Below are 13,910 nucleotides of genomic sequence, written 5' to 3' on the forward strand. Positions count from 1 at the left end.
GTTGATACTAGAACGTGTATTTGACACCTGCCGTTACATACAGCAGCTCCTTGCCGTATTCGCCGGCCAGCAGGTTCTGCGGCGCCACGTAAGCAGGCGTCAGCAGCAGCATCCAATGCTGGCGCACGAAGATGAGCGGCACACTTGCTTCCAGGGAAAGCAGCGTGAAGCGCCGGGCCGTTTCGGTTACCGTAGAACTACTGCCCCCGCCATTGCCGGGCAGCGGCAGGGGAAAGGAGTTGTTGCCTTCATTCTTGCGGGTATACGTGCGGCTGAACTGCTGCGTGCCACCGTTTACCGTCAGCGACGGATCGATGACAAAGAGGTTCTTGCCGCGCCGGATCCGCACGAGGTGGTCGATGCCCGCGGTGGCGCCGAAATCGGTGGCACTGCTGAATTTGACGTCGGCGCCCAGCGTTACATTGAGCCCCTTGCGCAGCCGCGTGAAGGAAGCCCCGGCCTGCGCCTTCAGTGCCGATTGCACGAGGCGTGCTTCTTCCGTGTAAAAGGGCTTCAGCGCATAAGCCGCGGCGATCCACTTCTTCGTCACCTTCTGGTAGCCGATAGTGGATACGGAGCCGGCATATTGCACCGCCTGCCCCGGGTTGCTGACGAAAATGGGCGCGGCGTTTACGTAGAAATTCGGGGTGACCCAAAACTCCGCCATCGGGAAGAAGCCGCTGCCGGGAACACTGTCGGTGCGGCCGTAATAATGGAGGCTGCTCAGGTAGTTGACGGAAAGCTTGAACTGCGGCTTCGGTCTTGTGCTGTCGGTGCGGGCAGTGCTGTCGGTTTGCGCAGCTACGCCAAGACTCAGCGCCGACAGCGCGAGAAGAAGAAATGATTTCATACGCGAGGGGTTGAACGGAGAGATGAGAACGAGTGAAAGAGAGAAAGAGAGAACGAGAGAACGAGAGAACAAGAGAACGAGAGAACGAGAAAAAGAAGAGCGCGCCTTTACAGGCGCGCTCTTAAATGAGGTTGCCTTAGTGCTTCACCTTCACTTTGCCGGAAGCCTGCACATCGGCGCTGCCGTTGACAGCGAACTTCTGCGAAGCGTGGGCTTTGGCTTTCTCCGAAGCGTGCACGGCGCCCTGCGCTTTGGCGCGGGTTTCGGTCTTCACCTTTGTGCCGGCGGCGGCGCTTTTCTGCTTCGTCTTTTGCACAGCGTCGGCGCCTTGCTGCTGCACTTTGACCTTTACCTTGTCGCCTTCGGTGCGGGCGCCGCCCACGGCCTGGCTGCCGTTCACGCGCACATCGGCTCCCGTGTTAAGGTTCGCGGAAGCGTCGGTTGCCGTACCAACAACAGCGGAATTCTCGTTGGCGTGTGCCTTTGCCTGCTCGGACGCGTGCGTGGATGCCTGTGCGTTGACGCGGGCGCCGGCCTGTACATCGGCTGCATGAGTAGCCGTTTGCGCGGCCTGAGTAGCAGTGGCGCCCACGGTGCCGGCAGCAGCGCCTTTTACATCAACAACCTTGGTGGCGGCGGCGGAAGCGGCGGCCTGTGTAGCAGCACCTGCAGATGCGGCCGTTGCAGTAGTGGCGCGTGTTGCAGCCGAAGCGGCATTGGCTGCGCCCGCCGTGGCCGACGTGGCGGCCTGCGTGGCGGCGGCGCTGTTCACCGATCCGCGCACGGCGGCGTTGGTGCTGTTGGTTACCGTGGCGCCGATCTGGGCAAAGGTGGAAGTGGCGCCGCCGAATGCGAGGGCCACGAGGAGAACGGATTGCTTGGAAAGTTTCATACGTTAGGGTTTTGCCCAGCCGTAAGAGAAATCTGTGCCAGAAATTATTTACGCCTCCCGACGCGAAAGAAAAGCGAAAGCGGCTACAGTTCATACAAAGGAAAAAGCAGTCCCTGATACCACTCCCTTTCCGCAACACCCATTGTGCTAGTTTAGTAGGGCAAATCGTTCCTATGCGTTTCTTCCTGTCTGCCTTCCTGCTTGTTCTCGCGGGCCAGCTCCGCGCCCAGTCCATCCCGGATTCGCTCACACCCGCGCAGGTGCGCGAGGACCTCGACTTCGTGGTCCGCACCATCGAGAGCATGCACCCCGATCCCTGGCACGCCATCAGCCGCGCGCACTTTTACCGGCTGCGCGATTCGCTGGCCGCATCGGTGCAGTATCCGGTGGGCTCCGAAGAAGCTTACCCGCTCGTGGCGCGCCTCTGCGCCGCGCTCGACGAAGGCCACACGCACGCCTGGCCGACCCCGCTCAGCAAGAAGATCATCGATGGAAAGATCCCCGTATTCCCGGTGCTGCTGGGCCCGGCGTCAGAGGCCGGGTTTCCCGTACTTAAAGACCTGGGCGGAGATAGCGCCCTTCGCCCCGGCGATCGCATCACGGCCATCAACGGGCAAAGCACCGCCCACCTGTTCGCCCGCTTCCTCCGCTTTTACGGCGGCATGGATGCCTGGCGACGCTCGCGCCTGCAGAACGACCTGCTGGTGCTCTTACAGGCCAACGGCATCCACGCGCCCTACATCATCCGCTACGTGCGCAATGGCCGCAGCGGCACCGTTCAGCGCAGCGCCCTCCGCTACGCCGAATTCAAGGCGCGCCGCGACGCATTCCGGAAAACCAGGGTGCAGCCGAAGCAGGCAGACTATTCCTTCGAGCGCCTTCCCGGGTCCATAGGGCTGCTGAACGTAAACACGATGGAAGGCGACCCGCAGGCCTTCCTGAAATTCCTGGAAGACACGTTCACCGTGCTGCAGCAACAACCGGTGAAAGGACTCGTGATCGACCTCCGCCGCAACGGCGGCGGCAACTCGCTGTTCGGGTGGTACCTCCTCAACTTCATCACGTCGAAGCCGCTGCGGATGTCGGGCGACGTTTATTGGAAAATGAGCCCGCAGGTACGCGACTGGTACCGCGGCCTCGACTCCGCCCGGCGAAGTGGGCCCGATTCGGCTAAGTGGGCCCGCTACCTCGCTCACGCGGACGGCGATATCATTGTGCTGCCGGCCAGCGCGCCGGAAGCGCCCGAAGCCAACGCGCTGCGCTTTGAAGGGCCGGTGGCGGTGCTCATCGGGCCGCACACCTTTTCGAGCGCCAACATGACGGCCGCTACCATCAGCGACTACCACCTGGCCACGCTCATTGGCGAACCAACGGGCGAGCCCGCCAACGATTACGGCGAAGTGCTCTACTTCGATACACCCAATGCCCGTGTCAACTTCGGCTCCTGCACCAAGCTGTTCACGCGGCCCAACGGCAACCGCACCGACAACAACCCGGTGCTGCCGGATATTTCCGTGAAGACCGTTCCCGGCGCTACCGGCGATGCGGTGCTCGAAGCGGCGCAGCGGTGGATACGGCACGGCAAACCCGACCGCACGCTCGGGAGCAAAAGAAGGACGCGCATCGGCTGAGCGGGTTTGCTTTGAAGGTAATCAACGCCGCCAGAAACGTGCAGGTCTGCGGGCCGGCGGCGCGGGCGGCGGGATGAGCGGCGTCAGGGCCGCTCCGGCACCGGCTCGCGGAGCGCTATGGTATCCACCGCAGGCAGGCGTTCGGCGCCGCTTATCGTGCGGGGCTTTTCCGGTGTTTTGAGCCGCGAAAGCGTGTAGGTGAATTCCGGCATCGGCGCCCGCCGTACCCATTCAAAGTAGGTGGTCCATTCGTAGGTACCCCGCGGCGCCACGGTATCGATCACCGGGAAGGAAGCGCGGCAGACGACGCGCGGGCGGTGCTGCCATTGCTTTACGTTCCAGTGCAGGCCGTGGGCGAAGCTGCAGCTGCGGCGCAGGAAATGGAGCACCGAATCGCTCCCGTTGTGCAGGCGGAAGCGCACCCGCAGGTAGCCGGGCCGGCCCGACAGCGTATCGATCGTATACGAAAAGCGATACGCGGAAGTGGGTGGTTGCTGGGCGCGCAGCACAGCGGAAGAAAGGAGCAGCAGGAATAAAATGAGGATGCGCATGGGTAGAGCAAGTTAGCACGGGAATGGATGCAGCGCGTGGGTGCGCAACGCCATGCCGCCCATTGCGCTACCTTTACTTTCTTGAACACTGACCCAAACAAGTTCATCGCCCAGACCAAAAAGTGGATCGTCGACGTTGTCGTAGGCTGCAACTTCTGCCCCTTTGCCCTTCGCGAGGTAAAGCGCGATAGTATCCGCTTTGAAGTGGTCGGTGGCAACAAGCCGGCGGTGCTGTCGGCGCTCCGGCAAGCGCTGGCGAAAATGGATGGTGCGCCGGAGGTCGAAACGATGTTCCTCATCCTGCCGCAGCACTTCGGGCGCTTTTCCGACTACCTCAAGCTGGTGGACGCTGCCGAAGCTTCCCTGCGCAAAAATGGCTACGAAGGTGTGTACCAGGTAGCGTCTTTTCATCCCGACTACTTCTTTGCCGGCAGTCGCCCCGACGATGCCGCCAACTATACCAACCGGTCGCCGTGGCCGATGCTGCATCTTCTTCGCGAAGAAAGCGTCAGCCGTGCCGTCGACTCCTACCCCGACCCGATGAAGATCCCCGAACGCAACACGCTGTTCGCCCGCACCAAGGGGCTCGAATACATGCAACGCCTGTGGGCGGCGTGCCGGGAGTAAATGGTTTTGAAGGTTTTGGCGGGTTTTGAAGATTCTGAGAAGTTCAGGAGATGGAAGGGCACATACCCGTCGTTGGCGTTACCCCGTTCACCCAAACAAAAAGCCCCGGGGCCGATACCACCGGGGCGATGACAAAAAATCACTGCGGAAACAAGAAGCGATGTTAGACGGCCGGCGTCGCGGGCTGTTCGAGCGAGCTATGCCGGTGGGCGTCGAGTATGGTATGATCGATAAAGTCGCGCACACGGTCGGTATCGTCAATGCATTCGATTGTGAGTTGCAAGAGGGCTTTGAACAGGACGGTTTCGAGCTTTTTGCGGGCGGCATCGCGTTCGGTGCGGGAGCCGGCCAGCTTGCCTTCGGCGGCATTTTGCGCCGCACGGGCATCGTCCCAGGCAGCACGGAAGCCGCTCATGATGCTTTTCATTTCGGGCGGCAGGGTTCCGCCATGATTTTCCATTACTTCTTTCAGGGCCTCGAAGCGGGCAGGCGCATCGGCTTTGCGCAATCGGGTGTAGGTCTGCAGGTTATCGGGGTATACGGCCTTGTAGGCGACGCTGCCTTTTTTGAGCGATACGGCCACTTGCGGCTCGGCATCCACCATGTACCGGGCCGCTTCGGTTAAAAGATCATCTACCGCGTCGGTGCCGCCGATCTTTTCGGCATCGTTTACTTCCACGAGACCAAGCAAACGCCCATAAGGGAGGCGCGCCGCGGCTATCTCCTCGGAAAGGTGCGGAAAATGGGGGCGCGCTTTTGTTTCCAGGTCTTCCCCGCCCGCGTAGAGCCGTGGCCCGGAAATGAGGTGGCTGTCGAAGGGATTGTCGAGGCACTTGAAGATCTTTTCCATCTTTGTATTGATTTAAGTGATTGAGAATCAATGTTTGGAAAAAGAACTCACTCCTTCAAAACCTGCACATAAGCCTTTCAGCATCGAAAGTACCATCCGCAGGTGCTGCGGGTAACACTTTCCAACCTGGAAGTACCGTCTGCAGGCGCTGCGCATACCCCTTTCAAAAGTGAACCTACCGTGCGCAGGTGCTGCAGCGACTACTTACGAAACAGAAAGTCCCCTGCGCAGGTGCTGCGGATACCACTTTCACTTTTGAAACTACCGTGCGCAGTTGCTGCGGATGCCGTTTTCTGTTTTGAACGTGTTTTGGAAGAGCGGTGGTGTAGTTCAGGGGTTGGCGCTGGTGTTTGCGATAGGTGTAAGACCGTAGCTTAAACTTAGTAAGGATCATTGAAACGGCAAAGCGGCGACGCGTTTTTTCTGGAAAAAGACAGGGGGCCGGTTGCCCGCCGTCCTCCGCACTTTCGGGCCACGGGCCTTTTGCCGCTGCGCCGGGCGGGGTCCGCGCGACCTTATGGAGCTGGTTTCGCCGGACCCCACCCGCCGGCGCCCGACGGTTGCTGCGCTGTGACGCGTAGCGCCACCATGTGCCCCGCTGCGCAGGGTACACCAACGATGAGAAAAACAACGTTGGTATTCAGAAAAATCCCATCGGATCCTGTTGGTTTTCCCTGGGTCAGGCCCGGCATAGCGGCTAGCTTCGGCAAAAGCTTGTTAGGGCAAACACCCTCAAACAATCGGCCGTACATACGGTCTTTGCACCCAAATACCGGCAAGCGCTGATCCTTCCGGCGTTCCGCGAGCCGGTTCAGCGCTATATGACCGGAATGATAAAAGGTATGGAGCACCTGCCTATGGCGATCTACGCCATGCCCGACCACGTGCACCTGCTGATGGCCATTTCTATGAATAGGGAGCCGCGCAAGATCCTGCAGGTGCTGAAAGCAGAAACCTCGAAATGGATCAACGAGCAGGGGTTCCTGCAGCACAAATTTGAATGGCAGCGTAGCTATGGTTGGTTTCATGTGAGCGGCCGGGGCATTGATGCCGTTGCGGATTACATCCGCCAGCAGCCGGAGCATCACCGAAAAACCCCTTTTCTAAAGGAATATACCGGGCTGCTGAATGAAAATGATGTCGACTACGACCCGCGCTACGTGTTTTCGGAGCCTGAATGATGCGGCGGGCACATGGTGGCGCTATGCGCCACGACATCACCATGCGTGTGCACGCATGGGCACCCGGGGTTGAAACCCCGCGCTGACACCTACTGCCGCTACGCGGCAGGCCACAAAATCAAAGGCGCCGCTATGCGGCGCCTTCTTTCTTATCTGCGTTATCTGCGCGATCTGCGTGCTAGGGCACGATCATCAGCTTCGCGTAATTCAACATGATCTTCTTCTCGCCGTTCTGCTCGAACTGGATCGTGGCCACGGGGTTGTGCGCCGAGCCTTCGAGCTTCAGCACGGTGCCGAAGCCGAACTTCTGGTGCTCCACCTTCATGCCTTCGGCGAGGCCGGCGGGATCGCTCGGAACAAAATTGGACGAAGGCGTATGCGTTACTTCCTTCGGACGCGTGTTCTGCAGCAGCGAGGTTACGGCGGTCTTCTCGGGTTCTTTGGCAGCCGACGGAAAGCCGCGTTGCATGCGCTCGAAAGCCGAGCCCTGGCCCCACTTGGAGGCGCTCTGGTTTTTCACACCGCCGCCGGCGAACGACTGGTCGATGTATTGCTCGGGGATCTCGCTGATGAAGCGGCTTACATCGCCTTGCACGAGCTGGCCGAAGCGGTAACGCGTGTTGGCATACGTGAGGTAGAGGCGGCCCTTGGCGCGCGTAACGGCCACATAGAACAAGCGCCGCTCTTCCTCCAGTTCCTCGCGGGTGTTGAGCGACATCTGGTTCGGAAAGAGGCCTTCCTCGAGGCCGCCCACGAACACCACGGGATACTCGAGCCCCTTGGCCGCGTGGATGGTCATCAGCTTCACGGTGTCGGCATCGGGATCCTTCTTGTCGGTATCGGTCAGCAGCACGATCTGCTGCAGGTAAGCGGAAAGGGTCTTGTCGCCCACTTCACCGTTCTCTTCGTCGCTGGGCGTTTCCACGAATTCCTTGATCGAGTTGAGGAGCTCCTGCACGTTCTCGTAGCGCTGCACGCCCTCGGTGCTCTTGTCGTTGAACAGCTCTTTCACGAAGTTCGTTTGCTTGCCTACGTGGAAAGCCACGTCGTAGGCGTTCTTCGTTTCGAGCATCGACTTGAAGCTCTTGATCATCAGCACGAACTCCTCGATGGCGCTCAGCGTGCCCGCCTTGAAGCCGAAGAAAGCCGCCTGCTCCAGCACTTCCCACATGGAGATGTTGCGCTCGTTGGCGGCGAGGATGGCGCGGTCCACGGAGGTCTTGCCGATGCCGCGGATGGGGTAGTTGATAATGCGCTTGAGGGCTTCCTCGTCCTGCGGGTTGGCGATGAGGCGCAGGTAGGCGATGTAGTCCTTGATCTCCTTGCGCTGGTAGAAGGAGATGCCGCCGTAGATGGTGTAGGGAATGTTGTGGCGGCGGAGGCTTTCCTCGAAGGAGCGGCTCTGTGCGTTGGTGCGGTACAGGATGGCCATGTCCTTGTTGGTATAGTGGTTGCGCAGGCGCAGCTCCTGGATGGCGTCGGCGATGAACTTGCCTTCGTCGTTGTCGGTCATCGTGCGCACGAGGCGGATCTTCTCGCCCGTTTCGTTTTCGGTAAACAGCGTCTTGGGAATCTGGCCCTTGTTCTGCTTGATCACCTCGTTGGCGATGGCCAGGATGTTCTGCGTGCAGCGGTAGTTCTGTTCGAGCTTGATCACCTTCGCGTCGTCGTAATCTTTCTGGAACTGCAGGATGTTCTGGATGGTGGCGCCGCGGAAGGAGTAGATCGACTGGGCGTCGTCGCCCACCACGCACACGTTTTCGTGGGCGGCGCCAAGCAGCTTGATGATCTCGTACTGGGCCGGGTTGGTATCCTGGTACTCATCGATCATGATGTACTTGAACTTGTGCTGGTATTTGTGCAGCGTCTCGGGGTGGCTCTTGAGCAGCTCGTAGAACTTGAACAGCAGGTCGTCGAAGTCCATCGCGCCGTTCTTGAAGCAGCGCTTGGCGTAAGCTTCGTAGATATGGCCGATCATGGGGCGGTTGGCGCGCATGTCTTCCTGCTGGATATGGTAGTCGGCCATGTACTCCTTGGCGTTCACCAGGGCGTTCTTGGCGCCGGAGATGCGGTTGTATACGGCGTTGGGCTTGTAGTGCTGCACGTCGAGGTTGAGCTCGCCGGTAACGGCCTTCACTACGCTTTTGGCATCGTCGGTGTCGTAGATGGTAAAGGAGTTGGGATAGCCGATGCGGTGGGCCTCGGCGCGGAGGATGCGGGCAAACACGGAGTGGAAGGTGCCGATGTAGAGGTTGCGGGCTTCGCGGTTGGCGAGGATGTGCTCCACGCGTTCTTTCATCTCGGCGGCGGCCTTGTTGGTAAAGGTCAGGGCCAGGATGTTAAAGGAGTCCACGCCCTTGGCCATCAGGTGAGCGATGCGGGTGGTGAGTACTTTGGTCTTCCCGCTGCCGGCGCCGGCCACGATCATGAGCGGCCCTTCGGTAGTCATCACAGCGTCGCGCTGCCGCTCGTTCAATCCCTTCAGATAATCCTGCATAAAAATTTATGATTTCAGATCCCAGATTTCAGATTCCAGAGAGGCAAACGCCTTTAAATCCGGAATCTGAAATCTGAAATCTGCAATTGTTTGTGTGGGCGACAAATTTACATCATCGGGAGGGCTTTGCTAAAGAATGTAGCCGTTAAAATAGGGTGGCGGGAAAAAAACCAGAAAATCCTGTTGTTTTTCCCATGGCGGCCCGGGCCGGGCTTTTTATCTTGGTGCCATGTGGCTCCGCAATGTGACCCTCGTGATGATCGTCTTTTGCCTGATCCTCTTTGCCGTCTTCGGCCTGTCGGGCATCCTCTACGACGCAAAGACCTACCTCTGGTATGCGATCGCGTTTTTTATTTTCGGCACGGCCTACAGCCTTTCGGTGCTGTTCCTGGCGTTGCTGCACGACATCCTGCCCCGCGGCACGCTGCTCCTGCGCTGGATGTTCCTCTGCGCGCTCATTCCCACGAGCCTGTTTAGCTGGGCGTTGTGGGTGATGGCCTTCGGGTGAGGCCTACGCCCGTTCCCGGGTTGAAGGGGCCAGGGATAGGTCTCTCCCTTCCCTCCCGGGGAGGGGTGGGGTGGGTGCTTATTGCTTCACCACCGTCACCGCTTCGCTTGTCTCGCCATTACCGGCGATCGCCTTCAGGTGATAGGGACCAGCGGCCAGTCCGGCCAGGTCCAGGTTCACCGTGGTGGATGTGCCAGCTTCGGTGAGCACAGTTTGCCGGCGCACCACGCGGCCCTGCATATCCGTGAGCTGGAGCCCCACGTTGCCCCCCTGGGCCGCAGCCTGCAGGCGAATGCTGGTTGCGCCTTTTACGGGGTTGGGGTAGATGCCGTCGAGGGTGAGGAGCCCGCTCTTGTCGCCTTTCAGCAAGACAACAGCGCTGTACTTCGAACGGCCGTCAAGGTCTTCCTGCTTCAGGCGGTAGTACCATTTACCGGTATTCAGTTGTCCCGCTGAGCCTGCCGAAGCGTCGGTAAACGAGTAATTGATATCGGAAGCGCTGTTGCCACCGGCCGCGCGGCTGGTTACAAACGACACTTGGTTAAAGTGGATGCCGTCCGTGCTGCGCTCCACCGCGAAGCCGCGGTTGTTGCTTTCCGAAGCGGTTGTCCAATTCAGCTCATTCCCATTGGCCGCGCGCTTGCCCGTAAACCGGAGGAGGCTCACCGGTAGCGGGGTGCCCGCATAGCCGCGTAGCATCAGGTTGTCGAGACGCAGGTCGCCCGAAGTGCCGCCCCAGCCATACAAGCGGAAGGTCGTAGCACTCGTGCGCCCCAGGAAAGCTGCCGGCAGCGACAGCACCGTAGCTGTTGCCGACGTATTGGTTGTGCCGCTGACGATGTCCGACGCAAAGCCATCCACGCTGCTGCGCACCGCATAGCTGGTGGCACCGTTGGCCGACCGGTAGATCTCGAAGGCCAGCGCCGTGGGGTTGATCCGCCAGCCGGCCGCCGGCGACACCGTGAACTCGATGTATTTCATGTTGTCGAAAGCTGCCGGCCAACTGCTGCTCACACTCAGGGCCTGCACCCCGCCGCTGTTGCCGCTGCTGTTGCAGGTGAGCCCGTTGTAGCTCACGCTGCCAAAGCTGAAGCCTGCTGCCGCTCCCGTAGCCACGAGCGTACCCGCGTTGCAGGACGTGCCGTTGAACGCGAATACCCCCACATTCTGCACGTTGTTGACGCTCACACTGGCAGCCCCGGTTGTGAGTGCGCCATTGGCGGCGCTCAGCGATGTGCTGCCCGGCGTGGTCAGGTACATACCCGTGAAGGTGGCAAGCCCCGCCGACGGCGTTCGCGTCAGTGTTCCGGCAAGCCCGAGGCCGCCGCTGATGGTCACAGCTGCGTTGTTGTCGATGTCGCGGTTGCCACCCGCGTCCACGCCTTCCACCGTTACCGTGGGCGCGATGGTCACGTAGGGATCGGTAGCAGTGGGTGGCGCCTGTGCAAAGCGGAGCAGCGTAGCCGCAACGGCGTAAAGGTTGCTGCCCGAAGCGGCGGAGGTGATCGAAGTAAACGAAGCGAACTGCGAGGAGTTCGCCGCCCCGTCGGCCGACACATTGGCGTTGCTCAACTGGAAGGCAAAGCGGTCGCCGTCCTTATTGGCACCCGTACTGGCGCCGCCATTGACGTTGGCCAGCAGCGAGATCCGCAGCGACAGCGTGGCGCTGCCATTATCGGGAATCGTCAGCGACAGCCCGGTGAACTGCAGCTGGTTGCCGCTGATCACCGCCTGCCCCAGCAGGCTGCCCCCCTGGAACAGGGCGGCCGAGCGGATTGCCGTCGAAAAGCCCATCTGGTTGTTGGCCGAAGCCGACACCGTGAGGCTTTTCAGGATCGTCGGCAGGGCATCGTCGTCCGTCTCCGAAAGCGACAGCTGCCACACCTGGAATCCCTGGCTGATGTCGGTGATGCTTGCCGTATTAACCAGAGAAGACAGGCTGGCGGTTTCGCCGCCGAGGCTGGCGGCGATTCCCGAAAAGCTGGGCACATAGCGGCTGCCGATCGCGCCGGCCGTGTTGAAACTATTGGTGCCGCCCGAGTTGGAACCGGCATAGGGAACGATGAAAAACGTAAAATGCTTGCTACCGGTAAGACCCGAAACGTTCGTGGTGGTTTGCGCGCTGCTCGTGACCACCGCGGCAATCGTGGCGGTGCCGATGCTGCCACCGGCAGCGTAGGTGGTGCCTCCCACGGGCAGGTCGCCGGCACCAAGGCTTTGACCTGCGCCTTCCTTATACAAAAGCAGGTAGCCGGAGCCGCCCACGGTGCTGGCCGCCGGGTAATCGAGCTTCACCACGTTGGCGGCGGCGATACCGGCGAAGGTGAACGCACTGTTGCTCACCTGGCCGGAAGGAGCGGCGGCAAGCGTAGACTGGCTTGTGAGGCTGGCCGCCGTACTGTATTCACTGGTTGCGCCGGCGCCGTTGTATTCGTATACAAAAAACGAGTAGGTTGTCAGCGCCGAAAGGCCCGATATAGTAACAGAGGTTCCGTTGCCGGTGTACACCACTACGTTGCCGGTGCCGGTCAGCGGGTTGGAGGCATCGGAAAAGCTGTTGCTGCCGGCGACATACTCGGTGCCGTTCGCGGGAACGGCATTGGCGGTGGCCGAGAGGCGCGCCACCACGATGCGGCGGGCACCGCTTCCGGAGGTCCAGGAAAGGCTGATCGCCGAGGAGCTGCGGCCGGTAAGCGTTACCGCCGTGGCGGGCGAAGGCGCGATCGGGGTGGCCCGAAGGCCGGCGGACAGCAGCAGCAGTACGGCAAGGAAGATCCGGTGGAGGTGTGCAAGCATAGGACGCATAATCGGGAAATGAGGTTCCGTTTACAAAAGCGGTTGCGTCACAGGAATTGGAAAAGACAGTTGGGTTCTGTTGTCAATACTACTTGACACCGGTTAGGCTTAGGGGTTTCTTCGGCGAAGGGCAGCGAAGCACCGCCGGAAGGGATAAAAAGGGAGCCGTGGAAACAGCTCCCGTACCTCTTCATAAAAACGAAAACAAACCATAACTGTAGAAAACAGAGAACCAACCAACGGGACAAAGATGCGCCCGCCGCAACGACCGGAACAATAGGAAATGCACAGAAAACAGTGGGATTTTTCCCGCAAAAAAGTGGTGGAAACAACAGGCGGCGTCAGTGTGCCGAAACGGCCTTCAGGCCGACGATGGAGCCGATGAGCGTGGTCAGGAAGACCAGCCGCCAGAAGGTGGCCGGCTCCTTGAATACGAGGATGCCGACCAACACAGTACCTACCGCCCCGATGCCCGTCCACACCGCGTATGCCGTGCCGAGCGGCAGCGACTGCGTGGCCTTCATCAGCAGGAGCATACTGATGGTGAGCGCGAAGAGGAAGCCTGCATACCAGGCATACATCGTGGTGCCCGTCGACTCCCTTGCCTTGCCCAGGCAAAAAGCGAAAGCCACTTCAAAAAGTCCGGCGATGATGAGTATGATCCAGTCCACGGGGGCGAAGATAGACCGAAGACAAGGTGGTGAAGGGGAATAAGGTTAGGAACCGCTAAGAGGCTGTCTAAAATTAGTTAGTTGGTTTTCAGTATGTCTGGTTTGAGCTGAGCCAAAAGGAAAAAGGGCGTCTTGCTTGCTGATAGAGAGGTGAACAAACATTGGTTACAATGCAAACTCTGTATCAGGTGCCTGACGCCCTTTGGAATAAAGTAGCTACAATATTTGAGCCGAAGGTGCGGCGGCGCAAGCATTCCCTTCAACTGATCTTCAGCGGCATCATTTTATCTTTTGAGCAACGGCTGCAAGTGGCGCTCGCTTCCGCCGCAGTACGGCGATTACCGCCTGGTATGGTACTACCTGAACAAGTGGGCCCGCTACGGACTGCTGGACCGGGCGCTATACCTGGTGGGCATTCAGCTGCGGCGCCGGCAAGGCAGAAGCGGCGAGCCTTCGATGCTGCTCATTGATGCCCAGTCGGTAAAAACCGTGGCCGGCACAGGCGACGAGGTGGGTTATGATGCGGGCAAAAAGGTAAAGGGAAGAAAGCGCCACCTGGCTGTGGACACCCAGGGCACCGTCATTGCCGCCGGCGTTACTTCCGCTTTTGTTCATGACAAGACCGGGGCGCGCGTGCTGCGCGATGATGTGGAGGACCGCCCTTCGGTGCGCACTATTGTCGCCGACGGCGGCTACGACGGACCACCGGCTTTTACCGCAGGAGGCAGGATCCGGTGGGTGCTCATTCAGCGCAGACACTCCAACCGCTTCTCCCCCCTTCCTGTCAGATGGGTGGTGGAAAGAACCTTCTCCTGGTTGATCAATTACCGAAGACTCGCCAAGGACTATGAAAAAA

General features: G+C 60.0%; 11 protein-coding genes and 1 pseudogene. 5 read left to right on the forward strand and 7 right to left on the reverse strand.

Going from position 1 to position 13,910, the window contains the following annotated elements; genetic code table 11:
- Window positions 1-7: 7 nt before the first annotated feature.
- Both E0486_RS08620 and E0486_RS08625 read right to left on the reverse strand, forming a co-directional pair.
- Window positions 8-850: a hypothetical protein gene (locus tag E0486_RS08620; protein ID WP_131851755.1), complete on the reverse strand. Its 843-nt coding sequence runs from the start codon at window positions 848-850 to the stop codon at window positions 8-10.
- Window positions 851-986: 136 nt separating this feature from the next.
- A complete protein-coding gene (locus E0486_RS08625; protein ID WP_131851756.1) occupies window positions 987-1,742 on the reverse strand; it encodes a hypothetical protein in 756 nt (251 codons plus the stop codon).
- 173 nt (window positions 1,743-1,915) lie between these two features.
- Here E0486_RS08625 and E0486_RS08630 point away from each other — a divergent pair, with 173 nt between their 5' ends.
- Entirely contained in the window at window positions 1,916-3,373 is a 1,458-nt protein-coding gene (locus E0486_RS08630) for a S41 family peptidase (protein ID WP_165917253.1), read from the forward strand.
- An 83-nt stretch (window positions 3,374-3,456) separates the two neighbouring features.
- Here the strand turns inward: E0486_RS08630 and E0486_RS08635 are convergent, their stop codons facing one another.
- Entirely contained in the window at window positions 3,457-3,924 is a 468-nt protein-coding gene (locus tag E0486_RS08635) for a hypothetical protein (RefSeq protein ID WP_131851758.1), read from the reverse strand.
- An 81-nt stretch (window positions 3,925-4,005) separates the two neighbouring features.
- On the opposite strand from E0486_RS08635, the gene E0486_RS08640 reads away from it, so the two are divergent.
- Window positions 4,006-4,551 carry a DUF1415 domain-containing protein gene (locus E0486_RS08640; protein ID WP_131851759.1) on the forward strand — a complete coding sequence of 182 codons (546 nt, stop codon included), beginning with the start codon at window positions 4,006-4,008 and terminating at the stop codon, window positions 4,549-4,551.
- A 163-nt stretch (window positions 4,552-4,714) separates the two neighbouring features.
- Here the strand turns inward: E0486_RS08640 and E0486_RS08645 are convergent, their stop codons facing one another.
- Window positions 4,715-5,401 carry a hypothetical protein gene (locus E0486_RS08645; RefSeq protein WP_131851760.1) on the reverse strand — a complete coding sequence of 229 codons (687 nt, stop codon included), beginning with the start codon at window positions 5,399-5,401 and terminating at the stop codon, window positions 4,715-4,717.
- Between the two features lie 740 nt (window positions 5,402-6,141).
- Here E0486_RS08645 and tnpA point away from each other — a divergent pair.
- Window positions 6,142-6,582 (forward strand): annotated as a pseudogene (gene tnpA, locus E0486_RS08650) (IS200/IS605 family transposase); the annotation flags it as partial.
- A 178-nt stretch (window positions 6,583-6,760) separates the two neighbouring features.
- Here the strand turns inward: tnpA and E0486_RS08655 are convergent.
- Window positions 6,761-9,079 (reverse strand): ATP-dependent helicase, encoded by a 2,319-nt coding sequence (locus tag E0486_RS08655; RefSeq protein ID WP_131851762.1) that lies wholly within the window; start codon window positions 9,077-9,079, stop codon window positions 6,761-6,763.
- A 229-nt stretch (window positions 9,080-9,308) separates the two neighbouring features.
- Between E0486_RS08655 and E0486_RS08660 the strand changes: the two genes are divergently transcribed.
- Window positions 9,309-9,587 (forward strand): hypothetical protein, encoded by a 279-nt coding sequence (locus tag E0486_RS08660; protein ID WP_131851763.1) that lies wholly within the window; start codon window positions 9,309-9,311, stop codon window positions 9,585-9,587.
- 78 nt (window positions 9,588-9,665) lie between these two features.
- On the opposite strand, the gene E0486_RS08665 is transcribed toward E0486_RS08660, so the two are convergent.
- Both E0486_RS08665 and E0486_RS08670 read right to left on the reverse strand, forming a co-directional pair.
- Window positions 9,666-12,392 carry a T9SS type A sorting domain-containing protein gene (locus E0486_RS08665; RefSeq protein WP_131851764.1) on the reverse strand — a complete coding sequence of 909 codons (2,727 nt, stop codon included), beginning with the start codon at window positions 12,390-12,392 and terminating at the stop codon, window positions 9,666-9,668.
- Between the two features lie 332 nt (window positions 12,393-12,724).
- A complete protein-coding gene (locus tag E0486_RS08670; protein WP_131851765.1) occupies window positions 12,725-13,054 on the reverse strand; it encodes a DMT family transporter in 330 nt (109 codons plus the stop codon).
- Window positions 13,055-13,345: 291 nt separating this feature from the next.
- On the opposite strand from E0486_RS08670, the gene E0486_RS08675 reads away from it, so the two are divergent.
- On the forward strand, window positions 13,346-13,910 hold a 565-nt coding region (locus E0486_RS08675; RefSeq protein ID WP_131851766.1), incomplete at its 3' end, for an IS5 family transposase.

Origin of the sequence: Flaviaesturariibacter aridisoli, assembly GCF_004343705.1 — a bacterium.
In the GTDB taxonomy this organism is placed as follows: domain Bacteria; phylum Bacteroidota; class Bacteroidia; order Chitinophagales; family Chitinophagaceae; genus Flavisolibacter; species Flavisolibacter aridisoli.

What these genes read in the sequence shown, in the direction of transcription:
- E0486_RS08620 (WP_131851755.1), bottom strand. Translation starts at nt 850, where the DNA reads ATGAAATCATTTCTTCTTCTCGCGCTGTCGGCGCTGAGTCTTGGCGTA.
- E0486_RS08625 (WP_131851756.1), bottom strand. Translation starts at nt 1,742, where the DNA reads ATGAAACTTTCCAAGCAATCCGTTCTCCTCGTGGCCCTCGCATTCGGC.
- E0486_RS08630 (WP_165917253.1), top strand. Translation starts at nt 1,916, where the DNA reads ATGCGTTTCTTCCTGTCTGCCTTCCTGCTTGTTCTCGCGGGCCAGCTC.
- E0486_RS08635 (WP_131851758.1), bottom strand. Translation starts at nt 3,924, where the DNA reads ATGCGCATCCTCATTTTATTCCTGCTGCTCCTTTCTTCCGCTGTGCTG.
- E0486_RS08645 (WP_131851760.1), bottom strand. Translation starts at nt 5,401, where the DNA reads ATGGAAAAGATCTTCAAGTGCCTCGACAATCCCTTCGACAGCCACCTC.
- E0486_RS08655 (WP_131851762.1), bottom strand. Translation starts at nt 9,079, where the DNA reads ATGCAGGATTATCTGAAGGGATTGAACGAGCGGCAGCGCGACGCTGTG.
- E0486_RS08660 (WP_131851763.1), top strand. Translation starts at nt 9,309, where the DNA reads ATGTGGCTCCGCAATGTGACCCTCGTGATGATCGTCTTTTGCCTGATC.
- E0486_RS08665 (WP_131851764.1), bottom strand. Translation starts at nt 12,392, where the DNA reads ATGCGTCCTATGCTTGCACACCTCCACCGGATCTTCCTTGCCGTACTG.